Source organism: Methylobacterium sp. 1A (genome assembly GCF_058072805.1).
In genome coordinates this window covers 2,351,668-2,374,338 of sequence record NZ_JBYQVE010000001.1, presented here as the reverse complement: position 1 = coordinate 2,374,338, position 22,671 = coordinate 2,351,668, and the positions used below count along the sequence as shown (strand labels likewise).

The following is a 22,671-nucleotide window of genomic DNA, read 5'->3' as shown; positions in this document are numbered from 1 at the left end:
GACCGCAAGGCTCGGGGGGAGCCGATCGATGAGCGCGTTCGACATTCGCGATCTTCTCGAGGCCGCCGTCCCGATGGAGGCGTCCTCGACCCCGGCCGCGGGCAGCGTGCCCCTCGCCGAGACCGCCGTCCCCTGCCCGACGGCGATCTCGCCCGTCGTGGTGGCCGGTCTGGTGCGCGGGCTGGAATGCGCGCTCATTTTCGGCTTGGGCGCATTGCTGCACGTGCTGATGCTCCGCGGCCGCGTCCCGTTCGGGCTGACCTACGCGGGCGCGATCGGCATGATCGCGGTGATCACCGTGACGCTGATCCAGGCGTCCGGCGGCTACCGGGTCGCCGCCTTCCGGAGCTTCTTCAAGACCGCCGTCCGGCTGATCGCTGCGTGGTCGATGACGTTCCTGATGGTCGCCGCCGGCCTCGTGTTGGCCAAGGTCGCCGACCACTACTCGCGCCTCTGGCTCGCGACCTTCTTCGGCACCGGCCTCGCGATGCTGCTGGTCGGCCGCTTCGTCCTGTTCCGCATCATCGATGCCCAGACCCGGGCAGGACGGTTCGACCGGCGCACCGCGATCGTGGGCGGCGGGCAGCCCGCGGAGGACCTGATCGCCGCCCTGGAGACGCAGAGCGAGAGCGGCATCCGCATCGTCGGGGTGTTCGACGACCGCAACGCCGATCGCTCTTCGGACGTGGTGGCGGGGCACCCCAAGCTCGGCAACGTCGACGACCTCGTCGCCTACGCGCGTCACGCCCGGCTCGACCTGATCGTCTTCACGATCCCGATCACCGCGGAGGCCCGGATCCTCCAGATGCTCGCCAAGCTCTGGGTCCTGCCGATCGACATCCGTCTCTCGGCGCACGCCGCAAAGCTGCGCCTGCGCCCGCGCAGCTACTCGTATCTGGGCTCCGTCCCGGTGCTGGACGTGTTCGACCGTCCGATCGCCGACTGGGACGTCGTGGTGAAGGCGCTGTTCGACCGCTGCGTCGGCCTGATGATGCTGCTGGCGCTGTCGCCGCTCATGCTGGTCATCGCCCTCGCGGTCCGGCTGACATCGCGCGGGCCGGTGCTGTTCCGGCAGAAGCGCCACGGGTTCAACAACGAGCTGATCGAGGTCTACAAGTTCCGCTCGATGTACGTGGATCAGTGCGATGCCGGCGCGGCCAAGATGGTGACACGGGGCGATCCCCGGGTCACGCCGGTCGGGCGCTTCATCCGGAAGACCTCGCTCGACGAGCTTCCGCAGCTGTTCAACGTGCTCAAGGGCGACCTGTCGCTGGTCGGCCCGCGCCCGCACGCGCTGCAGGCCAAAGCCGCCAACACGCTCTACGACCAAGTGGTCGACGGCTACTTCGCGCGCCACAAGGTCAAGCCCGGCATCACCGGATGGGCGCAGGTCAACGGCTGGCGCGGCGAGACCGACACCTCAGAGAAGCTGCAGCGGCGCGTCGAGCACGACCTCTACTACATTGAGAATTGGTCGGTGCTGCTCGACCTGCAGATCCTGCTGACCACGCCGTTCGCGCTGTTCAAGACCGAGAACGCCTACTGAGAGAAAGGGCCGGCACCGGAGCGGTGCCGGGCGGAAGCCCGCTACGGCAGCGCGCCGGCCTTCTCCTTGGCCTTCAGGATCGTGTCGCGGCAGCCTTGGGCGTCGCCGGCCTTGTCCTGCTGGCGCGCCTGGGCGACCAGCTTCTTGGCCTCCTCCACGCCCGAGGCGGTGGGCTTCACGGCGGCGTCCGATTTGGTGAGCGCTGGCGGCGTGTCGAGCGCCTTGGGCGAGTTGGAGGACGTGGTGCCGCCGGGCGGGGTCGTTCCGGTCACCGAGGCGGCGCCGGCACTGTCGAGCCGCCGCTGCAGCGTGTCGACCTCGTCGGCGCACGGGGTCGCCTGGGCCGGCGTGGCGGCCGCCAGGGCCAGGGCTGCGACGGCGAAACGGATGATCATCGAGACGAGGCTCCACGGTGTCGGGATGCGGCCGGCGCCGACCCCTCATGCATGAGCGGACGGTGATGCGCCGGTGCGGCTACCGGGGAGACGCCGGGCGAACGGGCCCGTTCCCGAGACAGGAGGCCGCATGCGGTAGCGCGGAAACGCGACGGGCGCCCCGCGCGGCCTTCTGGCCGCGGGAGGCGCCCGCCTCTCGACGCCGCTGACGGATCAGTACTTCCGGATGATCGGCTCCGGCGACATCGGCACCGGATCGGCGCCGAAGGCGTAGCGGATGCCGGCGTAGACCGAGAAGGGCTGCGCCAGGGTCGTGGTCCGCGGATCGCTGATCCGCAGGTTGCCCGCCACCGCGCCCGGCTCGGCGTAGGTGCCGAACGTGGTGTAGCGGTTGTTGGTCAGGTTGGTGATGAGGCCGAAGACCTCGAGATTCTTCGTCACCTGATACTTCGTCTGGAAGTTCAGAACGTAGTAGGGCGGCAGCTTACGGTTCAGGTTCGACTCGTCGCCGCGGAAGTAGGACGACGAGAAGGCCTGGAGGTAGAGGCCGAACTGCCAGTTGGGCGTGACGAAGTAGTCGAACCCGGCCTTGATCTGGTGGGTCGGCACCAGCGGCACGACGTTGCCCTTGCGGACCTGGATCGCGCCGTCATCCGCGAGCGGGTTGTTGGGCGACGACAGGGTGCCGTTGAACTGGAAGGTCGCGTCGACCAGCGCGTAGTTGGCGTAGACCCGCAGGTAATCGGCCGTGTACTCGCCGCCGACCTCGATGCCCTGCCGCTGCGTCGACGGCACGTTGACGAAGTAGGCGCGGGCGGTGTTGCCGGGGGTGGCCAGCGACAGGATGTCGTTGGCGAGATCGGTGCGGAAGGCGCCGATCTTGTAGGTGATGATGCCGCCGTCATAGGTGTTCGGCAGCTGGCCGCGGAAGCCGACCTCGTAGGTCCGCCCGGTGACCTGCTTGAGCGGCGGGTCGGCCACCAGCGAGTTCGGCAGCAGGCACGGCCGGTCCGGGTTGGCGCAGGCCAGCTCCAGCGGGGTCGGGGCGCGGTTCGATTCCGAGTAGCTGCCGTAGAGGTTCAGCGCGTCGAAGAACCGGTAGGTGAGGCCGGCGACCGGGTTGATCTTGTTGAAGTAGTGCGTGCCGGTCACGTCCGGCGAGAAGCCGGTCAGATCCTCGCTCTGGATGCGCGCGAAGTTGAGCCGCGCGCCGGCGGTCAGCGACAGCCGGTCGGTCACGTCGAGCGTGTCGAGGGTGTAGAGGCCCATGTAGAGGTTGGAGCCGTTGACCGAGCTCGGCGCGATGCCGAGCGCGCCGGCGGTCCGCAGCTGCGGTGTGCCGAGGCCCGGGACGTTGCCGTAGAACGGGTTGCTCGGGTTGGTTGTGATCGACAGATCCGGGTTGATGACGCCGAGCGTGCTGGACGACTTGAAGCCGTAATTGGCCGCGTCGATGCTGCCGCCGACCACGAAGGTGTTGGACAGGCCGAAGATCCGGTCGCGGTTGGCGGCCTGGAGCGAGCCGCCGAAGCCTGTAGCTTCCGTCCGGGTCGTGTCCAGCGTGCCGTACGGGATGCCCGCCCGGAACGGGATGCGCTGGTTCTGCTGGCCCAGGATCAGGAACTGGTTGCGGAAGGCGAGCTGCGACTGTCCGGCCGCCGGGCTGAACCCGTCATCCTCGAAGCAGAGGTTGCCGCGGAAGCTGGAGCGCGTGCTGCAGTTCTCGAAGTTGCCGTCGTTGCCGTCGACGTAGGTCTGGCTGAAGCGGCGGAAATAGGCGTTGCCGGCGAGATCCCAGGTCGGCGAGATGTCGACCCGGCCGGTCAGCTGGAGCGTGCCGACCTCGGTGGTGGTGGTCTGCGGGAAGGTGAAGATCGCCCGCGGGTCGCGGTGAGTGAAGTCCACCGGCGTGGCCGCGGCCGCGCCGAAGAAGCTGCGGGCGGCGAGCCCGATCAGGTGGAACTCCGCATCCTGCGAGCGGTAGCCGATGTCACCGTAGAGGCGGCCGATCGTGCTCGGGCTCTCGTAGCGCCAGCCGCGGTCGTTCAGGCCGTCGCCGGTGAAGTAGACGCTCCACGGGCCGGAGACCTTGCCGTACTCGAGGTAGCCGGCGGTGCGCGCGTCCGAGCCGCCCCAGGCCGAGATCTCGGTGCCCTGCCAGGTGAAGCCGTTCTTCATCTGGATGTTGACCGCGCCGCCGAGCGCGTTGAGGCCGAAGACCGGGTTGCCGGTGACCACGTCGATGCGCTGGATCGCCTGCGGCGGGATCAGGTCGAAGTTGACGATGTCGCCGAAGGCCTCGTTGATGCGCACGCCGTTCTGGTAGACGGCGAGGCCCTGCGGCACGCCCTGCACGGGCGAGGCCGTGAAGCCGCGGTAGGTGATGTCGACGCGGTTGTTGTTGCCCTGCGAGTCCGAGACGTTGATGCCGGGCGTGCGGCGGGCCAGCGTCGTGGTCAGGTTGTCGCTGGCGCGATCGATCGTGATATCGCTCGCCGTGACCGATTCGACGGTGCTGGGGATCTTGTAGAGCGGCTGCTCGGAGCCGCGCAGCCGTACGCCGGTGCTCGGTCCCAGGGAGCCGGCCGGCGGCACCGGTCCGGGACCGTTGAAGATCTGCGCCTGGCTCGAATTTCCGCCGCCGGACCCGACCGGCGACGTCGAGACGACGCTGATCTCGCCGAGCGTCACCGATTGCTGAGCCTGCACCGCCGCCGGAACGACAGTCCCGGCGAGAACCGACGCCGACGCGACCAGGCTGCTCCGAAGCGCCCGAAGTGACATCCCCAACCCCCTCAAACCCAAACACGTGCTCGTGACTGCCGAGCTTGGGTCTTTCTTGGCGGGTGCCGGGAACGCGCACAATTGGTTCAAGAACACGTGAGACGCGTTTCGGCCTCATTTCCGGGCCGCGCCGACCGAAGCCGCCGCCACGTGGTTAAACAGCAACAGTTTCGGTAAAGATTTCAGGCACTTAAGGATATTTCGGCAATCTGCCCGGGATAGTTTGGCAATGATCGCTGGCGCGGGGTCAGAGCCGCGCCTGAATCAGGCGCGCGATCTCGCCGAGCCGCTGCTCGAGCAGCTGCGGAACCTCGCAGACATAAGTCAGCGACTGGCTCCGCTCCTGAAAGATCCGGCGATCCCAGGCGAACTTCGTCTCCAGCTCGGACTGGTCCTTCGGGAGTTCCGTGGCGTCGGAGGCGCTCGGCGCGTCCTTCACCTGACTGATCTTGTCGGCCTCGTCGCGGATCCGCTCGGCCATACGGCGCTGGCCCTGCGCGTAGCGCGCGATGCCGCCGACCACCTTGTTGCGCTCGCCGTTCAGCACCTCGAACACGCCGGCGTAGACGCGGGTCAGGGCCTTGTCCTTCGCGTCCTTGTCGGAGCCGAACTTCTCCGCGAACGTGTCGAGAAGCGGGCCGACCTGCGAGAGGTCGGTGCGGCGCGACGCGATCTTCTGCGCCAGGACGGCGGCGTCGTTGTCGCTGCCCCAGTCGCCGGCGGCCTCCACGTCGGGGCCGGTCCAGAACTGGCCGGGACTGAGTGTGGCAACCTTGCGCTGGACGCAGGGCCAATCCGGATCCTGTTTCGGCTGCGCCAGGGCTGGACCGGAGAGGATCGCGAGCCCGAGCGCCGGGCCGACGATGCGGGTCAGGAGGACGTTCATCGGGCGGACTCCATCAGGTGTTGTCGCCGGCCGGGCCGCCGCGCCGGGCCATGATGCCGCGGCCGGGGTCGTAGGCGACCACCGCCATGCCGAAGAAAGCGAGCCCCACGCCCACCACCACGGCGCAGGCGACCGGCTCGAACTGGAGGTAGAGGGCGTAGCGGACGAGCTGGACGGCGTGGCTGAACGGGTTCAGCTCGCAGATCCAGTAGAGAGTCTCGGAGGATTCCCGGATCCGCCACAGGGGGTAGAGGGCCGACGAGGCGAAGAACATCGGGAAGATCACGAAGTTCATCACGCTGGCGAAGTTCTCGAGCTGGCGGACCAGCGAGGACAGGAACAGCCCGATCGCTCCCAGCATCAGCCCCGTGGCCAGGAAGGCCGGCAGCGCCGCGAGGTAGCCCAGCCACGGGATGTCGCTCTCCCAGAAATACGCCACGGCCAGGAACGCGTAGGCCTGCACGATCGACACGGCGACGCCGGCGATCAGCTTGGCGAGCAGGAGCAGCCACCGCGGATAGGGCGAGGTGAGCAGCACCTTCATCGAGCCGACCTCGCGGTCGTAGACCATGGACAGCGACGATTGCATGCCGTTGAACAGCTGGATCATCACGGCGAGGCCCGGCACCACGTAGACCTCGTAGAGCACGTAGGTCTGGTAGGGCGGCTCGATGGACACGCCGAGCGTGTTGCGGAAGCCGGCGGCGAAGATGAACAGCCAGACCAGCGGCCGGACCAGCGCCGAGAAGAACCGCTCCTTCTGATTGAAGAAGCGCAGCAACTCGCGGCGGACGATGCCGCCGAGGCAGATCAGGTAGCCGACCGCGTCGAGGCGGCCGATCCGCGCGGCTTGGCCGCGCGGCGGGGCGGTGCCGATCCGGGTGGCGAGCGGTGTCGGGTTCGTCATGCCGCCGCCCTCCCCGGCTCGGCGACCAGGCGGCGGAACGCGTCGGCGAGCGCCTCGCCGGGCCTGCCGATCCCGCCGGCCCGGCCCCGGGCGACGATCCGGCCCCGGTGCAGCACCACGGCGTCGTCGTCGTCCGCGATCTCCTCGAAGATGTGGGTCGCCCAGAGCACCGACAAGCCCTCCTCCCGCACCAGGGCGCGGACGATCGCCACGATGTCGGCCCGCGACTCGAGGTCGAGGCCGACGGTGGGCTCGTCGAGGAGCAGCAGGTCCGGGCGGTGGATCAGCGAGCGGGCGATCTCGATCCGGCGCGACTGGCCGCCCGAGAGCGTGCGCACCTTGTCGTGGCGGCGGTCCGCGAGTCCGACGCGGTCGAGCAGCTCGCCCACACGGACCTTGGCGGCGCCGCGGGCGATGCCGTGCAGGCTCGCGTGGTAGAGGAGATTCTGCTCGACGGTGAGATCGGTGTCGAGGGTGCGGGCCTGGAACACGACGCCGAGCCGCGCCAGCGCCCGGGACGGCTCGCGATCCAGGGCGTGGCCGAAGATCGAGACCCGCCCGGTCTGGTTGTTGTAGAGCCGGGTGATAACCGAGAACAGCGTCGTCTTGCCGGCGCCGTTCGGCCCCAGCAGCGCGGCGAAGTGGCCACGCTCCACCGTGATCGAGACGTCGTCCAGCGCGGCGCGGGCGCCGAACTTATGGCCGACATGCTCGATCAGGAGGGCCGCCGGCTCGGTCGCGCTCATCGGCCCAGGACCTTCCGGGCGTCGGAGACGGCGTCGAGGCACTCGTCGAACTCGCCCTCCTTCTGCTCCCGCTCGGCCACCCGCAGGGCCTTCTTGAGCTTCGGCACCGCCGTCTCGGGCGGGTTCAGGGCGAGGGCGTCGCGGATCATCGTGATGCCCTCGGCGCAGGACGCGGCGTCGTCGGCCGCGAGGGCCGGGCCGGCGGCGAGGAGGCAGGCGGAGAGGAGGAGGATGCGCATCACTTCACCGTCAGCGTGCCGGTCATGCCCTTGGACTCCAGGCCGTGCACCGACCACGTGTAGGTGCCGGGCTTGATCGCGACGAACTCGATGGCGATCTCGCCGGGATCGTCGAACTCCAGGTGATCGGGTGGGCCGCCGCCGTGGATCTCCTTGTGCTCGATCACGATCTGGTTGAACCAGATGTAGCGGAAGAACTCCGGCGCGTAGAATTTGTATTCCTGGTGCCCCTTGGCGACGATCCGTAGCCGGTAGGCCTTGCCGGATTCCAGCGTGATGTCCTTGTTCTCGACCACGAAGTCGTTGCCCTGATCGTCGCCCAGGACGAGGTCGGGCAGGTTCTCCCGCTTCTTGGTCAGGTCGAGGGCACTGGCCGGTGCCGCGGCGAGCAGCCCTGCTAGGCCGAGGGCCGCCGTTCGAAACATGCGTGTCATGTCGTGTTCCACCCTAGGGCCGCGTCGCGCGCGGCCGTCCTCGCTCGGCGCCCGGAGGTCGCGCGGATCAGTTCGGCGAGATCGCCACGCCCCAGGGCAAGAGCCCGACCGGGATGCTCTTCACCACCTTCTCGGCGGCCACGTCGATCACCGAGACGTCGTTGGAGGTGCCGTTCGTGGTGAAGAGCTGCTTCTGGTCAGGCGTGAAGGCCAGCTGCCAGACCCGCTGGCCGACCGGCAGATACTTCTCGACCGCGTAGGTCTTGGCGTCGATCACGGCGACGCGGTTCGCCGGCCCGAGGGCCACGAAGGCCTTAGACCCGTCCTTGGTGATCCGGATGCCCACCGGCTGGATCGCCTCGTCATTCACGCCCGGGATCTTGAAGGTGATCTTCCTGATCACGCGGCGCTGGGCGACGTCGATCACGCTCACCGTGCCGCCGACCTCCGCGGAGACCCACAGGAACTTGCCGTCGGCGGTGAACTCGGCGAAGCGCGGCCGGGCGTCGACCAGCACGTTGTCGATGACCTGGAATGTCTTCGTATCGATGAAGTGGGCCATGTTGGTCGTCTCGGAGGTGTTGACAAGGATCTTCCCGTCCGGCGACAGGCCCATCCCCTCCGGCTCGACGCCCACCGGTACCTCGGCGAGCACCTTGTTCTTCTCGATGTCGATGATCGTGACCTGGCTGTCGTCCTCGTTGGCCACGTAGAGCGGGTTCCCGGAGGCGTCGAGGATGAACTGCTCCGGATCCGGCCCGGAGCGCAGCGAGCGCACCACCTTTCCGGAACTGGTGTCGAGCACGTCGATCCGGTCGTCGTCGCTCGCGCAGACGAACAGCTCCTTGCCATCCTTGGAGACGGTCACACCGCGCGGGCGCCGCCCGACCTTCCACGTCGCCGTCACCGCCATCGTGTTGGTGTCGATGACGCTGACCGAGTTGCCCTTCTCGTTCGTCACGTAGGCGGTGAAGGCGGCGGCCGGCCCGCACAGGGCGAACCACGCACCGAGGGCGACCCCACTCAGACATGCCTCGACGCGGCGGCTCATACGGTTTCCTTCCCTTGCGACGGCCCGGCGCCCTGGGCGGACGTTCTCGGGGGACGTTTGTAGTGCGATTTCCGCGCGTTGCGAGGGCCTTGGCCGCTCGCCATCGCCGCAGGCCGCGGGTTCACTTGAACTTGCAGGTGGTCTCGGGGAGGTCGACGCCCAGCGTGTCGAGGGGCGTGCGCTGGTGCAGGAAACCCTGCTCCGGCGCGACGGAGACCAGCGCCTTCGGCTGTACCACGATGATCGCCTGCCGGAGCTGGTGGTCCCAGGGCCGGAAGCTCAGCGGCACGCCCTTGTAGGCCGGCAGCGTGAAGGCGGGCTCGACGAGGTACGGGGCGATCACGGCCGGGTCGTTGGTCTTCTTGGCCGTCACGGCCTCGCCCACCGTCCGCACCGCGGCCCAGACCTGATAGTCCAGCGGGCGCATCAGCCGGGAGGCGAGCCGCCGGAACCGGTTCTGGGCCTGCGCGGCGCCCCAGGTCTCCAGCACGGGGGACCAGGTCGTCGGCGTCAGCGCCTGCGTGCCGCCGACGGGGCGCGGATCGACCGTGCGGTAGGGCACGTAGTCGCCCCAGTCGCCCTCCTCGTCGGCCACGATGGCCATGTCGTAGTCGAGGCCCCGGGTGAAGACCATCGCCTCGGCGCGGGTCGGCGTGTCGCCGCGCGCCTTGGCGAGGGGGCCGAAGGTCCAGGGCTTCTCGGCGGTGATCTTCAGCGCGAACTTCCGCGCCGAGTTGCGCATCGCGTCGGCGTAGGCCTTGTCGGCGTCGGTCGGGCCGACGATCAGGAAGAGCTTCCGCCAGCGCATCACGGTCAGGTACTGCGCCAGGGCGTCGGTGAGCATCGCCCGCGACGGCAGGATGTGGAACACGTTGGCGCGGCACTCGGCGCCGCGCAGACGATCGTCGGACGCCCCCGCGTTGAGCACGACCGCGCCCGTGTCCTTGACGGCGTCGGCCACGGCCAGAACCGCGTCGGCGGGGAGCGCCAGGACCAGGTAGCGCACGCCCTTGCCGATCAGCTCCTTGGCCGCCGCCACGGCGTCCGGCTTGTCGTCGGTCAGGGCGACCTCGTCGAGGACGTAGGTCTGCTTGGTGAAGCGGCCGGTGGTGTTGTTGTCGGCGATGCCCATCTTGGCACCGGCCAGGCCCTCGTCCTCCGGCGCCGCCTCGGCATCGTACGAGGACGGGGCAGGCTGCGGCCGGTAGATCAGGCCGACATGGGTCTCGAGCGCCTGCGGAGCGGCGGCCTGGGCCGGCTGCGCCGCCGCGGCCGGCGCCGGGTCCTCGGCCCGCGCCGCCGCCGGGGCGATGGCGAGCGCGACGGCGGCCGCGCGCAGCCAGGACGGGCGCGTCTTGTGCCGGAGGGCCGTGTCGGGTGCAGGATGGTGCATGCGCGCGGCCTCTATCAGCTTCCGCTCAGGCCGCTCAACCGCGGCGTCTCGTCCCGACGTTCACGTTACCGTCGTGGGATAGGCGGGCGCGGAAGTACATTGCCAAATTGTCCCTTCGCCCGACCTATGGCGGGAACGATGCCGCCGCCTCGGGCGGTCGCACGCCTCGAGAGGAAGCTCCCGCCGATGCGCCACACGTCTCTCCGCGCCGCGCTCGCCTGCGGCGTCGTCCTATGGACCGCCCTGCCCGGTGCGGCCGGCGCCGCCGAGAAGGCCGCCGTCTTCCCGGTCGAGCTGTTCGATCCCGGTGCCGCCTACGGATCCCGGACGCGGCCGGTGGACGCCCGGAAGCTCTCCCTCGTCACCGACGAGTTGCGCAACGCCCTGCGCGACAAGGCCGGTCTGGAGATCGTCGATACCGCGCCCAAGGCCGACGTCGTGGCCAAGGAGGGGCCGCTCTACAAATGCAACGGCTGCGCGGCCGACATCGCCAAGAGCCTGGGTGCGGACCTCGTCGTGACCGGTTATGTGGAGAAGGGGTCCGGCCAGATCTTCAACCTGAGCGTCGCAATCGCCGAAGCCGATACCGGCAAGGTGGTGCGCGGCGGGCAGGTGACGATCCGGGCCGACACCGACGATACCTGGGCGCACGCGATGCGTTGGGTGGTGAAGAACCGCCTGCTCGCCGAGCCGCTGCCCGGGAAGTCCTGAGACGGCCCGTTCAAGTCCGAGTGTTTCGTGCCCGCGTCCACCATCCAGCAAGACCCCCTGCCCCGGCTCCTCGTCAGCGTTCGCGATCCGGCCGAGGCCGAGGCAGCCCGCCTCGCCGGCGCCGACCTGATCGACGCCAAGGACCCGGAGCGCGGGGCGCTCGGCGCCCTGGACGAGGACGTCGTGCGGGAGATCGTCGCCCGCGTGTCCGGCGGTGCCGCGACGAGCGCGGTGGCCGATCCGGCGGCCGGATCCGTCGCCGCCCTGGCCCGGACCGGGGTCGACTGGGTGAAGATCGGTCTACGTCCTGCCGAGATCCGGGACGCGGCGGCGCTGGCCGATCGCGTCGCGGCCGCGCCGGGCCGGCTGATCGCCGTGCTGTTCGCCGAGGACGGGCCGGCGGCCCCGCACGTGCCCGCCCTGGCGGCCGCCGGCTTCGCCGGCGCCATGATCGACACTGCCGGCAAGACCGGCGCCCGCCTGCCCGACCTCGCCGCGCCCTCCGATCTCTCGGCCTTCACCGCCGCCTGCCGGGCTCACGGCCTGATGAGCGGCCTCGCCGGGTCGCTGCGGGTCATCGACATCCCCGGCCTCTGCGCACACCGGCCGGATTACCTCGGCTTCCGCGGCGGCCTGTGCCGGGACTTCGACCGCCGCAACGGCATCGATCCCCTGCGCGTGGCCGAGGCCCTGCGCGCCCTGCGGCCGAGCCGGCAGGACGCGGCGTGACGAGCGTCATCAAGATCGGCGGCAGCCTCGAGGCGGATCCGCATCGCCGCCGCGCCCTGCTGGAGGCGATCGGCGACGGCGCGCACGGGCGCTGCATCGTGGTGCCGGGCGGCGGCGCCTTCGCGGACGCCGTCCGGGCCGCGCAGGCGCGGGAGCGCTTCGGCGACGCCGAGGCCCATCGCCGGGCGCTCGACGCCATGAGCGACGCGGCCGGCATCTTCCGCGGGATCGAGCCGCGGCTCGTGCAGAGCCTGGAGCCCTGGGCTGAGACGGCGCCCGCGCGGATTCGGGTCTGGAACCCGCGCGCTCTCCGAGCCGGCCACCCGGACATCCCGGAGACCTGGGACGTCACCTCGGACAGCCTCGCCCTCTGGCTCGCCGCGCGGGTCGGGGCGGAGCGCTGCGTCCTGGTGAAATCCGTTGATGCGCCGCCGCGCGTCGACCCCGCCGCGCTGGCGCGGGACCGGATCGTGGACGCCGCCTTCCCGGGCTTCGCGGCATGTTTCGGGGGTACGATCGAGGTCTGGGGACCGCACCGCCGCGTCGCGGTAGAGACGAGGGCCGCCGCGTGAGCACCGCCGAGCACATCGTCTTCGTCACCGGCCGCCTCGCCCGGGCGCGGCTCGAGAAGGTCGCGGCGGGGCTTCCGCAGACCCTCCACTGGAGCATCGCGGATGCCGGCGTGAAGGTCGCGGCGCTGATGACCGAGGAGATCATCCGCCGGCGGGTCGTGCTGCCCGAGGGCGCCACGCGGATCGTCCTGCCGGGCCGGTGCCGGGCCGATCCCGAGCACCTTGCGGCGCATTTCGGCGTCCCGGTGGAGCGCGGACCCGACGAGGTGGTCGACCTGCCGGCCTGGCTCGGCCTGACCGCCCGCAAGGTCGACCTGTCCCGGCACGACCTCCGGATCTTCTCGGAGATCGTGGACGCGTCGAAGATGAGCGTCGACCAGATCCTCGCCAAGGGGCTCGATCTCGCCGGGCGCGGCGCGGACGTCATCGATCTCGGCGGCCTGCCCGATACCCCGTTCCCGCACCTCGAGGATTCCGTGCGGGCCCTGAAGGGCGCCGGCCTGAGGGTCAGCGTCGATTCCTTCTCCCGCGAGGAACTGGTCCGGGGCGCCGGCGCCGGCGCCGACTTCCTGCTGAGCCTGAACGAGGAGACCCTCGATCTCGCCTTCGAGACCGACGCGATGCCGATCCTCGTGCCGATGCGGCCGGACGACCTGCCCTCCCTCGATCGCGCGATCGAGCGCATGCTCAAGGCGGGGCGGCCGTTCCTGGCCGACCCGATCCTCGAGCCGATCCACCACGGCTTCGTCGACTCGATCGCGCGTTACCGCGACACCCGCGCCCGCTGGCCCGAGATCGACATGATGATGGGCACCGGCAACCTCACCGAGCTGACCGAGGCCGATTCCCTGGGCGTCACGGCGCTGCTCGTCGGGATGTGCTCGGAGCTGTCAATCCGCAACGTGCTGATCGTGCAGGTCTCCAACCACACCCGCCGAACCGTCGAGGAGCACGACGCTGCCCGGCGGGTCATGTACGCGGCCAAGGCCGATTCGGCGCTGCCGAAGGGCTACGGACAGGCGCTCCTCGCCCTTCACGACAAGCGCCCGTTCGTGCAGACCGCCGACGAGATCGCCCAGGCCGCCGCCGAGGTGCGCGACCGGAATTACCGGATCGTGATCGCCGAGGACGGGATCCACCTCTACAACCGCGACATCCACAGGGTCGGCACCGACGCGATGGCCTTCTTCCCCGACCTCGACGTGGCGAGCGACGGCGCCCACGCCTTCTATCTCGGCGCCGAACTCGCCAAGGCCGAGACAGCGTGGCGGCTCGGCAAGCGCTACGTTCAGGACGAGGCCCTCGACTGGGGCTGCGCGGCCGACGCCGACGTCGAGGATGCCACCGCCTTCAAGAAGGCCGGCCACACCCGCCATTCCGGACCCGACGCGCCCCCGCCCGGGACCCGCGACGCGCGCTTGGCCGGGCCCGAGGCCGGCGCGAGCCCGCCCGAGACCGTCCCGGAGGCCGCGGCGCGCGCCGCGGTCGCGCCCGAGCGCCCGCAGGATCCGCCGTCGAAGCTGGTCTGCGGGCGCCTCGTCCCCGCCGACAAGGCGTGAGGCCATGCCGCTGATCCTCGAGACCATCGTCACCACCTTGTCCCCGGCGGGCGAGCTGCACCTCGTCCCGTTCGGGCTGATCGGCGAGGATGAGGGCTACGTCCTCGCGCCGTTCCGGCCATCGCCGACGATCGTCAACCTAGAGGCCAATCCCTGCTTCGCGGCCTCGAGCCCGCGCGACATCCGGGTGATCGCCGGCGCGGTGACGGGCCGGCGCGAGTGGCCGACGCTGCCGTGCGCGGCGATCGAGGGCCGCCGCCTCGCCGACAGTTTCGGCCACGCGGAGTTCGAGGTCGCCTCCGTCGAGGCCCACGAGACTCGGCCTCGCTTCCGCGGCCGGATGGTCCACAGCGCCGCGCACGCGCCGTTCATCGGCTTCAACCGCGCGCAGGCGGCGGTCCTCGAGGCCGCCATTCTTTCGACCCGGCTCCACATGCTGGAGCCCGAGAAGGTGTTGACGGAGATGGCCTACCTCGCCATCGCCATTGGCAAGACCGCGGGACCGCGCGAGCGCGAGGCCTGGGGTTGGATCGAGGACAAGGTCGCGGCGGCCCTCGGCCCCGAGGCGCGCGTCCTCGATCGCGACGACCGCTGAGGGCGGGAGGAGAAGGACAAGATGAAGAAAATCACCCTGGCCCTGGCGGCCACGGCGGCCCTGGTGGCGGCGACCGCGCAGGCCCACGGCCCGACCCGGCGCAAGATCACCGAGTCGATCGAGATCAACGCCCCCGCCGACAAGGTCTGGGCCGTGGTCGGCGACCTGAAGAATTCCGACTGGATGCAGAACGTCACCAAGACGGAGCTCAACGGCGACCCGGCCGGCAAGTTTAAGCGCGTGCTGACGCTCAAGAACGGGAATCAGATCTCCGAGACCAGCAACAAGTACAAGCCGGAGGACAAGCTGTTCTCGTACTACATCGACAAGGTCGACGTGAAGGATCTTCCGGCGAACGACTACTCGGCGACGATCACGGTCGAGCCCGAGGGCAACGCCAAGTCGAAGGTCGAATGGAAGGCGGCGTTCTACCGCGGCTACATGAACAACGACCCGCCGCCGGATCTGAACGACGAGGCCTCCGAGAAGGGCGTCGGCGACTGGATCAAGGCGAGCCTCGCCAACCTGAAGGCCAAGGTCGAGAAGGGCTCGTGAGCCCAGCACGGGGCCGCGCGGCCCTCGCCGCCGGCCTCGTCCTCGTGGCGACGGCCTCCCGTGCCGAACCGGCCCGGGAGGCCATCGTCACCGCCCAGCTCGGCGGCGCGGTCGAGATCGTCGACCTGGCCGCCGGGAAGGTGGTGCGCCGCATCCCCGTCGACGGGGCCCCGGCCGGGATCGCCCTGTCGCCCGATCGCCGGCGGGCCTACGTCACGCGCCCGGAGGGGCACGGCCTCGCGATCCTCGACCTCGACGCTGGCAAGGTCCTGTCCGAGGTTCCGCTGCCCGGCGGCCCGCTCGGCGTCGCTTCCGACCCACGGGGCGGCGCGGTCTACGTGGCCGACTGGTACGGGCACCGCCTGTTCGTGCTGACCGAGCGCGACGGCACCCTGGTTCCGGACGGCGAGATCGCGGTCGGCGCTTCGCCCTCGGGGATCGCCGTCAGCCCCGACGGGGCGACGCTCTACGTCGCCAACCGCGAGGCCGACACGGTCTCGGTCGTGGACGCCGCGACCCTGCGGGAGACCAAGGTCATCCCGGTGGGGCAGCATCCGTTCGGAATCACGCTCGATGCCGCGGCGGGGCGCGCCTACACGGCCAACGTGACCGGCGACGACGTCTCGGTGCTGGATCTGAAGACAGGGCGCGAGATCGGCCGCATCCCGACCGGCCGCCGGCCCTACGTCATCGCCCTCGCCGGCGGGCGCGGCTTCGTGACGGACCAGTATGCCGGCAGCGTCACGGCGTTCGACCTCGCCACGCTCAAGCCGATCGCCGACGTCGATGTCGGCGACCACCCGGAAGGGATCGCCGCGGATCCCGACGGACGCCTCTACGTCGCCAACTGGGGCGACAACACGCTGAGCGTCCTCGATTCGAAGACGCTCAAGGTGCTGGCGACCATCCCGACGGGCAACGGCCCACGCTCGTTCGGCGCGTTCCTGCGCTGAGCGTCAGCCCGGTCGGCGCTGGGGCGCCCGCCGGTAGGCCGCCCGGGCCATCAGGAGCGCACCGCCGACCTGCAGGAAGCCGGTCTCGCCGAGATCCGAGGGGGTGATATGCGCCTGGATCAGCAGCCGTGTCAGCGCGTTCAGCGCGAGCAACGTCAGGCAGAAGGCCGCGGCGGCGAGCAGGCTGGCGACGAACTCGGGCATGATCTCCCTCCCGTGTCGAACGGGGAGAGATTAGCAAGCCGCGCGCCAAGGCCAAGCTGCCGGGCCGTCCGACCTCAGCGCTTGCGTCCGGCGGGTGCCGGCGCCGGCGTCCCGGCCTGCGCGGCCGGCGTGGGCCGCGGCGTCTCGACGGCGAGCCGCTTCACCGGCCAGCCGTCGCTCCAGCGCTCCATGTCGGCGAGGCGCGGATTGTTCTTCAGCGCCGTCGCGTCCGATCCGGCGAAGGCCGCCGCGGCGGCGAGGTCGAAGGTCTTCCAGAAACCGAGATAATCGAGTGCGTCGACCCGGGCGAGGTTGATCTGCGAGACCAGGGTCTGCTGCTCGCCGGACAGCGCCATGTCGGCGGACCATCGGAACGGCGGCGGCTTCGTCGCGTCCTTGGGCGCGTCCTTCGGCTCAGGGCCCGGCTTGATGGCGCCGCCGTCGTAGGCCATGTCCACGCCGGCCGGGGCCGCCAGGGTCGCCGTCAGGGCCGGGAAGCCGTGATCGTCCGACAGCGCCCGCACGAAGAGCTTGCGCTCCAGCGGCACGGCACTCGCCTCGCGCAGGAGGCGCTTGGCCGCGAGATCGGCGGCCCGCGTGTCCTTGTCGCCGACCATGGTCACGATCAGCGTCGCGGGATCGATCGCCGACAGGTCGTTGAGGGCGATGCCGCGGGATTTCGGCCCGCTGGCGATGCCGCCAGGCATCACCGCGAAGATCAGCTTCGGCACCGGCAGGCCCTGGGCCTTGGCCGCGGCAGCCAGATCCATGGCGAGCGGAGCCCCGGCGAGGTGGCCGATCATCGCGACGCGGCCGAGGTCGGGCTTCGCCTCGCCGTCCGTCGCGATCTCGGCGAGGGCCGCCTTGACGAGGGATTCCGCGACGGCCGGGGCGTCGGCCGGGCGGGTCCGGTTCACCTCCTGAAATCGTGGATACAAGATGAGCCAGCCCTGGCGGGCGAGATGATCGATCCAGCCGCCGTAGCTCTGCGGATTGACCGCGCCCCACCCGTGCAGGACGATCGCGACCGGCCGGCCCGTCTCGGGGGCCGCGCCCGCGGCGTAGAACGCGTAGGTCGAGGCCGTGCCGCGCCCGAGCAGCCGCTTGGTCACCGTCGCCTTGCGGTCACCCACACCGCCCGCGCCGTCGGCGGGCTGGGCCGGCGGGGTCGCCGCCTGAACGGACGCGAGGCCGGCCAGGGTCATGATCGCGGCGGCGGTGAGCGATCCGCGAAGAACTGTGAGACGCATCCGGGACTCGACTGAGAGACGCACTGCGTCGGCAGGTCAGAATGCGCTGAATAGCAGATTCTCTCGTCTTGGCGACCCGCTGGCGCAGTCTCCTGTCAAGGTTCCGCGGCGGAAGCTAGGTCGGGCCGCAGCCCGCGGGACCCGGACGGTCGAGCTGCCGCGCCAGCGCCGCCAATTCCGCCGGCAGGTCGCGATCCGCCGTGCCGTAGACACTGAGCAGCCCCTCCCGGACCGTGTCGAGAACGGCGGATTCCGCCGAATCCCGCGAACCGGGGCGTCGGAGTGAATCGGCGTGGTTGGTTGCGACAATCTTCATGGCGGCGTCGGGGATCGGTTGTACTGCGGAAGTCCGGGCGCGGCGCGCTCCGGAGTGGCGTACAACTGTGCGGCCGCCTCAGGTTTCCAAGCCGGACGGGATTATTTTGCCGCCCGGTCCGATAACGGACGGTCCCGACCCGGCCGAGGGTCGCCCGGCCGCCTGCTCCACCCAGGCGAGGATGTCTTCGGCGCGCCACGGCTTCGGGATGAAGGTCGCCGAGACGCGCAGGTCGCTCGGCTGGTCGCCCGCGTCGCCCGAGGTGAGCAGGACCCGCACGCGCGGCCAAGTCACGCCGATGATCCGCGCGAGCTCGAAGCCGCCGATCGGTCCGGGCGTGCGGACGTCCGAGAACACGACACTGACCTCGTCCGCGCGATCGTTGAGGATCGCCAGGGCGCGATCGGCGGTCTCGGCCTCGATCACCGTGAAGCCGGTATCCTCCAGCAGCGTGGCCGCGAGGAAGCGCTCGTCGGGCTGGTCCTCCACGACGAGGATCACGGGCTTCTGGCCAGGCTGTACCGAATCGCTCATGGACCAGGACACTCTACAGGGGCTGAACGACGGTCGCTTCGATCGGTTCAACGCCCGAGCGCCGCGAAGGGCCAGACCCGCGCGGGCACAGATCCTCCTTGGATCCTTGCACGATTGTGAAGTTGTGGCCGTGTCTTGGGTAACACAGCCACCCCGGAACGCGCCCGATCGGGCGTCCTGGGCCGACTATTCAGCCGACGCCGTGCGATTTCAGGAAGGCCAGCGCGCGCTTCCAGCCGTCCTCCGCCGCCTCGCGGCGGTAGCTCGGACGATAATCCGCGTGGAAGCCGTGCGGCGCGTCCGGGTAGACCACGAGTTCGACGCTCTTGCCGGCCGCCCTGGCGCGGTCGCGCGCCTCCTCGACCGCCGCTACGGGGATGCCGGTATCGGCCCCGCCGTAGAGGGCGAGGAGCGGCGCGTGGATCTCGGCCGCCACGTCGCCGGCGGTGCGCGGCTGGATGTCAGTCCGCTCGCCACCGACCGGCCCGTACCAGGCGACGGCCGCCTTCAGGTCGCGACGATGCGCCGCGTAGAGCCACGTAGCGCGCCCGCCGCGGCACCATCCCATGACGCCGAGGCGGTTCGGGTCGCCTTTCGCCGCCGAGGCCGCCCAGGCCACCGTCGCGTCGAGATCGCCGATCCACTGCGCGTCCGGCGTCTTCGCGATGACGTCGCGGATGATCTGCTTCGGATCCGACATGGTCGAGAGGTCGCCCTGGCGGGCGTAGAGCTCGGGGGCCACGGCGCAGTAGCCGGCCTTCGCGAGCCTGCGGCAGATGTCCTTGATGTAGTCGTGGACGCCGAAGATCTCCTCGATCACCAGGATGATCGGGAACGGGCCCGCGCCCTCCGGAACCGCGCGGTAGGCCGGCATCGGCCCGTCCGCGGCCGGGATCTTCACCTCGCCGGCCTCGATGCCTGCACTGTCGGTGTGAATCACCTGGGCCTCGACGCGGGTGGTCGCGAGCGTCAGCCCGCTCATCAGGCTCGTCATCACGAAGCCCCGTCGCGACAGGGGCGGCGTGATCAACCCGTCGAGTCCGGCCCGGTCGTGATCCGCCATCATGCTCTCTCCCTCGTTCCGAGGCTGAGGGCTATCCGCGGGCAGCCGCCCGGGTCAAATCGGCCGCCGTCGCCGGGCCCTCAGGCGCCGGCGGCCGCCAGGGCCCGGACGGGCCGCGGGCTGGCGGCGCGCGCCGGCTCGGCGATCTCGCGGGGCTTCAGCATGTCGCCCAGGCTCACGAAGGTCTCGGCGGCCGGCGAGATCACGGCGCGGATGCCGTAGCCCAGCGCGAAGGAGCGGATCAGCTCGGCGTCCCGCGGGATGCCGAACCGGTCGAGAGCGGCGAGGAACGCCTCGCGGAACAGGCTCGGCCGGCACCAGCGCTTCTCGGCCATCTGCAGCGGCCAGTCCCACAGGCCCTCCGCCCGGCGCGTCGCGAGCGCGGAGCGGGCGATGAAGTAGCCGGTCTGGCGGTGCTCGATTCCGTCCGCCTGCACCGACCAGTCGTCGTTGCCGAACAGTTCGACCTCAGCCGCGTCGCCCATCGGGTCCTCCGCCCTGAACCAGCCTTCCGGCGCACCGGAACATTGCCGGAACACTGGAGCGGAAATCGGCGGTGGTCAAGGCGCTTGTTCCCGGTGCGTTCGCGAATCGCGCGGGCGCGCCTCAGCGGGCCTTGAACATGGCGTGCTCGATCCGGTCGCCCGGGGCGATCCCGAGCTTCGCCGCGGTGCCGGCGTTCAGCTCGAGCACCGCCACGACCGGGCCGCCCGACGGGATGATCGCCGTGGAGAGCGGCTCGGTGTCGGCGGCGATCCGGCTGATCGTCCCGTCGGGCCGGATGAACACCATGTCGAGCGGCAGGTAGGTGTTCTTCATCCACATCGTGACGGGCTGGTTCTGCTCGAAGTCGAACAGCATGCCGTGGTCGGCCGCCATGTGCCGGCGGAACATGAGGCCGCGGGCGCGGGCGGCGTCGTCGCGCATTACCTCGACGTCGAAGCGCTTCGGCCCGGCCTTCGTGACGATCGTCAGCGGCTCCGACTTGGTCGCGGCAGCCCGGGCGGCCGCCTGCGCCACGACGGCGGGCGCCGGGGCGATCGCGGTCAGGGCGAGGCAGGCGATGGCGGCCGCCCGGGCGGTGCGAAGGAGGGATCTCACAGGCTCATGCCTCTCGTGGGATGGCGCGCGGACCGTGAGGCCCGTCGCCCGGTGATAGACTAGGACATGCCGAAGGGGAATCCGGCTCCGGATTTTCCGAGCTTCGACAAGGAGATAGGACGGGGTGTGCCGGGCCGGGGAAACGCGGCCTCAATGGGACGCGGGCATCGTCCCGTCGATCAGCCGCACCTCCGCCGCCATCACGCCCTTCGAGCCGTCGCCGTAGCGCACCAGGACGGACTCGCCGGGCTTCAGCTCGGCGATCCCGTAGCGCCGCAGCGTCTCCATATGCACGAAGATGTCCGGAGTCCCGTCGCCGCGGGTCAGGAATCCGAACCCGCGCAGGCGGTTGAACCACTTCACGACGGCGGTCTCGAGCCCGCTGGTCGGCGTCACGGTGACGTGCGTGCGCGGCATCGGCAGCTCGGAGGGATGCACCGCCGTCGCCTGATCGAGGGAGATGACCCGGAAGGCCTGCCAGCCGCGGGGCCGCTCGATGGCCTCCACGACGATGCGGGCGCCCTCGCTGGCCGCCTGGTAGCCGTCGCGCCGCAGGCACGTGACGTGAAGCAGGATGTCGGGCGCGCCGTCGTCGGGCACGATGAACCCGAAACCCTTGGAGACGTCGAACCACTTGATGCGGCCGGCCACCTCGACGAGGTCGAGCGCCTCATCCTCGTGCTGATCCAGTTCGCCGGTTCGGGCGACAATCCCCCGCTCGGGGTTCTCCGGCCCGGATCCGCGTTCGTCAGACATGGCCGAGCAACCTACACCGAATCACGCCGCGCGCTCTCCCAGCAAGATTAACGAAGTCCTGATGTCCGGGAAGCCCATTTGGCCGGCAGAACAGTGACGCCAAGTTGCAATCTTGGCGCAAGGAGGCGGGGCCGCAACAGTCGATCGGTCGCAGGCTCGGGCGAAACCGCCGTTTAAGCGTCGGGGCTGCCGAGGGGTTTTCCGGATGCCGGCTCTCCCTCCCGGCACTCCCGCGCACGCCGCGTCGGTGTTCACGTTTCCGAGAGCCGACGCACCCGCTTCGGGCTCGGTCGGAGCGTCCGTCGCACGGCGCGATGGAAAGGGCGGCCCCGACATGGTTTGGGTGCACCATCATGTCCGTTGACGTCACCCTCGACCGTCCCGTCGCCGCCTCCCCGGTCGCGCCCGCCTCGCAGCGGCGCCGCCTGCCGGTCGTCGACGCGGCGCGGGCGGCCGCCCTGCTGGCGATGGCGAGCTACCACACGCTCTGGGATCTCGGTCACCTGCGGCTGACCGCGGAGAACTACGCGCTGACGCCGACGGGGCGGCACGCCGCCGAGGCGATCGCCGGCACCTTCCTGGTCCTGGTCGGCATCGGCCTCGTGCTGATGAACGGGCGCGGGGTCCGGCTTCGACCGACGCTGCTGCGGCTCGCGCGGATCGGCGGGGCGGCGCTCTTGGTGACCCTCGGCACCTGGGTCATGTTCCCGGACGCCTTCGTGTTCTTCGGCGTGCTCCACTGCATCGCCGTCTCGAGCCTGCTCGGGCTGCCGTTCCTGTTCCTGCCGGTCCCGGTCACCGCCGTCGCGGCCGCGGCCGTGCTCGCCGCGCCGCACGTGGTGCACGCGCCCGTCCTCGACGCGCCGGCCCTGTTCTTCCTCGGCCTCGGCTCGGTGTTGCCGCGGACGAACGACTACGTGCCGCTCTTCCCCTGGTTCGGGCTTGTGCTGGCCGGCATCGTCCTGGGTCGTCTGGCCCTGCCGCGGCTCGCCCGGTCGCGGCTGGGAGCCTGGGCGCCGCGCACGCGGCTCGGCCGCGCCGCCACCTTCGCGGGCCGGCACAGCCTCGCGATCTACCTCATCCACCAGCCGCTGCTGCTGGCGCTGCTGACCGGGCTCGTCACGGTGGTCGGCGCCAATCCGCGTGCCGGGCTGCGGGCGTTCCGCGCCGATTACGTGACGATCTGCGCGCGCACCGGCGGCGAGCCGCCGCTCTGCCGCATCGCGGCCCGCTGCACCTCGGAGGCGCTGCTCCGCGAGGACCTGTTCCGGGAGGATGGCCGCCCCTTCAGCGGGACGGAGCGCCTGCGCGCGCAGGCGATCTCGCAGGGCTGCTACGCCACCCTGGAGGCCGCCGCGCGATCCGCGCGCTGAACGCGGCGACCGACCTCGC

General features: G+C 70.5%; 26 protein-coding genes. 9 read left to right on the top strand and 17 right to left on the bottom strand.

Going from position 1 to position 22,671, the window contains the following annotated elements; genetic code table 11:
- Window positions 1–28: 28 nt before the first annotated feature.
- Window positions 29–1,546 carry an undecaprenyl-phosphate glucose phosphotransferase gene (locus tag ACX9MN_RS11565; protein WP_489724459.1) on the top strand — a complete coding sequence of 506 codons (1,518 nt, stop codon included), beginning with the start codon at window positions 29–31 and terminating at the stop codon, window positions 1,544–1,546.
- A gap of 41 nt (window positions 1,547–1,587) precedes the next feature.
- Here the strand turns inward: ACX9MN_RS11565 and ACX9MN_RS11560 are convergent, their stop codons facing one another.
- From ACX9MN_RS11560 to ACX9MN_RS11520, 9 genes are all read right to left on the bottom strand, one after another.
- Window positions 1,588–1,941: a hypothetical protein gene (locus ACX9MN_RS11560; RefSeq protein ID WP_489724458.1), complete on the bottom strand. Its 354-nt coding sequence runs from the start codon at window positions 1,939–1,941 to the stop codon at window positions 1,588–1,590.
- A 213-nt stretch (window positions 1,942–2,154) separates the two neighbouring features.
- Window positions 2,155–4,725, bottom strand: a complete 2,571-nt coding sequence (locus tag ACX9MN_RS11555; protein WP_132366674.1) for a TonB-dependent receptor — start codon at window positions 4,723–4,725, stop codon at window positions 2,155–2,157.
- Between the two features lie 247 nt (window positions 4,726–4,972).
- Window positions 4,973–5,611: a hypothetical protein gene (locus tag ACX9MN_RS11550; RefSeq protein WP_132366673.1), complete on the bottom strand. Its 639-nt coding sequence runs from the start codon at window positions 5,609–5,611 to the stop codon at window positions 4,973–4,975.
- Window positions 5,612–5,624: 13 nt separating this feature from the next.
- The gene (locus ACX9MN_RS11545) at window positions 5,625–6,518 is read right to left on the bottom strand and encodes an ABC transporter permease (RefSeq protein WP_331299091.1); all 894 of its coding nucleotides are present in this window, start codon (window positions 6,516–6,518) and stop codon (window positions 5,625–5,627) included.
- Window positions 6,515–7,264 carry an ABC transporter ATP-binding protein gene (locus ACX9MN_RS11540; protein WP_091926704.1) on the bottom strand — a complete coding sequence of 250 codons (750 nt, stop codon included), beginning with the start codon at window positions 7,262–7,264 and terminating at the stop codon, window positions 6,515–6,517. Before ACX9MN_RS11540 ends, ACX9MN_RS11545 begins: the two co-directional genes overlap by 4 nt.
- Window positions 7,261–7,503, bottom strand: coding sequence for a hypothetical protein (locus tag ACX9MN_RS11535; protein WP_091926749.1), 243 nt, complete (start codon window positions 7,501–7,503; stop codon window positions 7,261–7,263). The genes ACX9MN_RS11540 and ACX9MN_RS11535 overlap by 4 nt, the downstream gene beginning before the upstream one ends.
- Window positions 7,503–7,937 carry a cupredoxin domain-containing protein gene (locus ACX9MN_RS11530; RefSeq protein ID WP_331290481.1) on the bottom strand — a complete coding sequence of 145 codons (435 nt, stop codon included), beginning with the start codon at window positions 7,935–7,937 and terminating at the stop codon, window positions 7,503–7,505. Before ACX9MN_RS11530 ends, ACX9MN_RS11535 begins: the two co-directional genes overlap by 1 nt.
- A gap of 67 nt (window positions 7,938–8,004) precedes the next feature.
- Window positions 8,005–8,988 (bottom strand): YVTN family beta-propeller repeat protein, encoded by a 984-nt coding sequence (locus tag ACX9MN_RS11525; protein WP_020092085.1) that lies wholly within the window; start codon window positions 8,986–8,988, stop codon window positions 8,005–8,007.
- 121 nt (window positions 8,989–9,109) lie between these two features.
- Entirely contained in the window at window positions 9,110–10,381 is a 1,272-nt protein-coding gene (locus ACX9MN_RS11520; RefSeq protein ID WP_091676787.1) for an ABC transporter substrate-binding protein, read from the bottom strand.
- Between the two features lie 186 nt (window positions 10,382–10,567).
- On the opposite strand from ACX9MN_RS11520, the gene ACX9MN_RS11515 reads away from it, so the two are divergent.
- From ACX9MN_RS11515 to ACX9MN_RS11485, 7 genes are read left to right on the top strand one after another with little or no spacing between them, the layout of a single operon-like run.
- Entirely contained in the window at window positions 10,568–11,092 is a 525-nt protein-coding gene (locus tag ACX9MN_RS11515) for a DUF3280 domain-containing protein (RefSeq protein WP_489724457.1), read from the top strand.
- Between the two features lie 27 nt (window positions 11,093–11,119).
- Window positions 11,120–11,821: a (5-formylfuran-3-yl)methyl phosphate synthase gene (locus tag ACX9MN_RS11510; protein ID WP_489724456.1), complete on the top strand. Its 702-nt coding sequence runs from the start codon at window positions 11,120–11,122 to the stop codon at window positions 11,819–11,821.
- Window positions 11,818–12,393, top strand: coding sequence for an amino acid kinase family protein (locus ACX9MN_RS11505; protein ID WP_091926700.1), 576 nt, complete (start codon window positions 11,818–11,820; stop codon window positions 12,391–12,393). Before ACX9MN_RS11510 ends, ACX9MN_RS11505 begins: the two co-directional genes overlap by 4 nt.
- Window positions 12,390–13,952: a DUF6513 domain-containing protein gene (locus ACX9MN_RS11500; protein WP_489724455.1), complete on the top strand. Its 1,563-nt coding sequence runs from the start codon at window positions 12,390–12,392 to the stop codon at window positions 13,950–13,952. Before ACX9MN_RS11505 ends, ACX9MN_RS11500 begins: the two co-directional genes overlap by 4 nt.
- 4 nt (window positions 13,953–13,956) lie before the next feature.
- Window positions 13,957–14,547 carry a DUF447 domain-containing protein gene (locus tag ACX9MN_RS11495; RefSeq protein WP_427508816.1) on the top strand — a complete coding sequence of 197 codons (591 nt, stop codon included), beginning with the start codon at window positions 13,957–13,959 and terminating at the stop codon, window positions 14,545–14,547.
- 21 nt (window positions 14,548–14,568) lie between these two features.
- Window positions 14,569–15,102, top strand: coding sequence for an SRPBCC family protein (locus ACX9MN_RS11490; protein ID WP_020092078.1), 534 nt, complete (start codon window positions 14,569–14,571; stop codon window positions 15,100–15,102).
- On the top strand, window positions 15,099–16,055 hold the full coding sequence (locus ACX9MN_RS11485; protein WP_489724454.1) for a YncE family protein: 957 nt from the start codon (window positions 15,099–15,101) through the stop codon (window positions 16,053–16,055). The genes ACX9MN_RS11490 and ACX9MN_RS11485 overlap by 4 nt, the downstream gene beginning before the upstream one ends.
- 3 nt (window positions 16,056–16,058) lie before the next feature.
- On the opposite strand, the gene ACX9MN_RS11480 is transcribed toward ACX9MN_RS11485, so the two are convergent.
- The 8 genes from ACX9MN_RS11480 to ACX9MN_RS11445 form a co-directional block, all read right to left on the bottom strand.
- Window positions 16,059–16,259 (bottom strand): hypothetical protein, encoded by a 201-nt coding sequence (locus ACX9MN_RS11480; protein WP_489724453.1) that lies wholly within the window; start codon window positions 16,257–16,259, stop codon window positions 16,059–16,061.
- A 74-nt stretch (window positions 16,260–16,333) separates the two neighbouring features.
- Complete coding sequence (locus ACX9MN_RS11475; RefSeq protein WP_489724452.1) at window positions 16,334–17,509, bottom strand: alpha/beta hydrolase; 1,176 nt, start codon at window positions 17,507–17,509, stop codon at window positions 16,334–16,336.
- A 115-nt stretch (window positions 17,510–17,624) separates the two neighbouring features.
- On the bottom strand, window positions 17,625–17,825 hold the full coding sequence (locus ACX9MN_RS11470; protein ID WP_020092074.1) for a hypothetical protein: 201 nt from the start codon (window positions 17,823–17,825) through the stop codon (window positions 17,625–17,627).
- 78 nt (window positions 17,826–17,903) lie between these two features.
- Window positions 17,904–18,359, bottom strand: coding sequence for a response regulator (locus ACX9MN_RS11465; RefSeq protein WP_042675510.1), 456 nt, complete (start codon window positions 18,357–18,359; stop codon window positions 17,904–17,906).
- Window positions 18,360–18,549: 190 nt separating this feature from the next.
- Window positions 18,550–19,422 carry a dienelactone hydrolase family protein gene (locus ACX9MN_RS11460; RefSeq protein ID WP_091676803.1) on the bottom strand — a complete coding sequence of 291 codons (873 nt, stop codon included), beginning with the start codon at window positions 19,420–19,422 and terminating at the stop codon, window positions 18,550–18,552.
- 80 nt (window positions 19,423–19,502) lie between these two features.
- Complete coding sequence (locus ACX9MN_RS11455; RefSeq protein WP_020092071.1) at window positions 19,503–19,907, bottom strand: hypothetical protein; 405 nt, start codon at window positions 19,905–19,907, stop codon at window positions 19,503–19,505.
- A 121-nt stretch (window positions 19,908–20,028) separates the two neighbouring features.
- Window positions 20,029–20,523, bottom strand: a complete 495-nt coding sequence (locus tag ACX9MN_RS11450) for a DUF192 domain-containing protein (protein WP_100251254.1) — start codon at window positions 20,521–20,523, stop codon at window positions 20,029–20,031.
- A 150-nt stretch (window positions 20,524–20,673) separates the two neighbouring features.
- Window positions 20,674–21,279: a cold-shock protein gene (locus ACX9MN_RS11445; RefSeq protein WP_489724451.1), complete on the bottom strand. Its 606-nt coding sequence runs from the start codon at window positions 21,277–21,279 to the stop codon at window positions 20,674–20,676.
- A gap of 353 nt (window positions 21,280–21,632) precedes the next feature.
- On the opposite strand from ACX9MN_RS11445, the gene ACX9MN_RS11440 reads away from it, so the two are divergent.
- A complete protein-coding gene (locus ACX9MN_RS11440; RefSeq protein ID WP_489724450.1) occupies window positions 21,633–22,652 on the top strand; it encodes a heparan-alpha-glucosaminide N-acetyltransferase in 1,020 nt (339 codons plus the stop codon).
- The last annotated feature ends 19 nt before the right edge of the window (window positions 22,653–22,671 follow it).

What these genes read in the sequence shown, in the direction of transcription:
- ACX9MN_RS11565 (WP_489724459.1), top strand. Translation starts at nt 29, where the DNA reads ATGAGCGCGTTCGACATTCGCGATCTTCTCGAGGCCGCCGTCCCGATG.
- ACX9MN_RS11560 (WP_489724458.1), bottom strand. Translation starts at nt 1,941, where the DNA reads ATGATCATCCGTTTCGCCGTCGCAGCCCTGGCCCTGGCGGCCGCCACG.
- ACX9MN_RS11555 (WP_132366674.1), bottom strand. Translation starts at nt 4,725, where the DNA reads ATGTCACTTCGGGCGCTTCGGAGCAGCCTGGTCGCGTCGGCGTCGGTT.
- ACX9MN_RS11550 (WP_132366673.1), bottom strand. Translation starts at nt 5,611, where the DNA reads ATGAACGTCCTCCTGACCCGCATCGTCGGCCCGGCGCTCGGGCTCGCG.
- ACX9MN_RS11545 (WP_331299091.1), bottom strand. Translation starts at nt 6,518, where the DNA reads ATGACGAACCCGACACCGCTCGCCACCCGGATCGGCACCGCCCCGCCG.
- ACX9MN_RS11540 (WP_091926704.1), bottom strand. Translation starts at nt 7,264, where the DNA reads ATGAGCGCGACCGAGCCGGCGGCCCTCCTGATCGAGCATGTCGGCCAT.
- ACX9MN_RS11535 (WP_091926749.1), bottom strand. Translation starts at nt 7,503, where the DNA reads ATGCGCATCCTCCTCCTCTCCGCCTGCCTCCTCGCCGCCGGCCCGGCC.
- ACX9MN_RS11530 (WP_331290481.1), bottom strand. Translation starts at nt 7,937, where the DNA reads ATGACACGCATGTTTCGAACGGCGGCCCTCGGCCTAGCAGGGCTGCTC.
- ACX9MN_RS11525 (WP_020092085.1), bottom strand. Translation starts at nt 8,988, where the DNA reads ATGAGCCGCCGCGTCGAGGCATGTCTGAGTGGGGTCGCCCTCGGTGCG.
- ACX9MN_RS11520 (WP_091676787.1), bottom strand. Translation starts at nt 10,381, where the DNA reads ATGCACCATCCTGCACCCGACACGGCCCTCCGGCACAAGACGCGCCCG.
- ACX9MN_RS11515 (WP_489724457.1), top strand. Translation starts at nt 10,568, where the DNA reads ATGCGCCACACGTCTCTCCGCGCCGCGCTCGCCTGCGGCGTCGTCCTA.
- ACX9MN_RS11495 (WP_427508816.1), top strand. Translation starts at nt 13,957, where the DNA reads ATGCCGCTGATCCTCGAGACCATCGTCACCACCTTGTCCCCGGCGGGC.
- ACX9MN_RS11490 (WP_020092078.1), top strand. Translation starts at nt 14,569, where the DNA reads ATGAAGAAAATCACCCTGGCCCTGGCGGCCACGGCGGCCCTGGTGGCG.
- ACX9MN_RS11480 (WP_489724453.1), bottom strand. Translation starts at nt 16,259, where the DNA reads ATGCCCGAGTTCGTCGCCAGCCTGCTCGCCGCCGCGGCCTTCTGCCTG.
- ACX9MN_RS11475 (WP_489724452.1), bottom strand. Translation starts at nt 17,509, where the DNA reads ATGCGTCTCACAGTTCTTCGCGGATCGCTCACCGCCGCCGCGATCATG.
- ACX9MN_RS11470 (WP_020092074.1), bottom strand. Translation starts at nt 17,825, where the DNA reads ATGAAGATTGTCGCAACCAACCACGCCGATTCACTCCGACGCCCCGGT.
- ACX9MN_RS11465 (WP_042675510.1), bottom strand. Translation starts at nt 18,359, where the DNA reads ATGAGCGATTCGGTACAGCCTGGCCAGAAGCCCGTGATCCTCGTCGTG.
- ACX9MN_RS11460 (WP_091676803.1), bottom strand. Translation starts at nt 19,422, where the DNA reads ATGGCGGATCACGACCGGGCCGGACTCGACGGGTTGATCACGCCGCCC.
- ACX9MN_RS11455 (WP_020092071.1), bottom strand. Translation starts at nt 19,907, where the DNA reads ATGGGCGACGCGGCTGAGGTCGAACTGTTCGGCAACGACGACTGGTCG.
- ACX9MN_RS11445 (WP_489724451.1), bottom strand. Translation starts at nt 21,279, where the DNA reads ATGTCTGACGAACGCGGATCCGGGCCGGAGAACCCCGAGCGGGGGATT.
- ACX9MN_RS11440 (WP_489724450.1), top strand. Translation starts at nt 21,633, where the DNA reads ATGTCCGTTGACGTCACCCTCGACCGTCCCGTCGCCGCCTCCCCGGTC.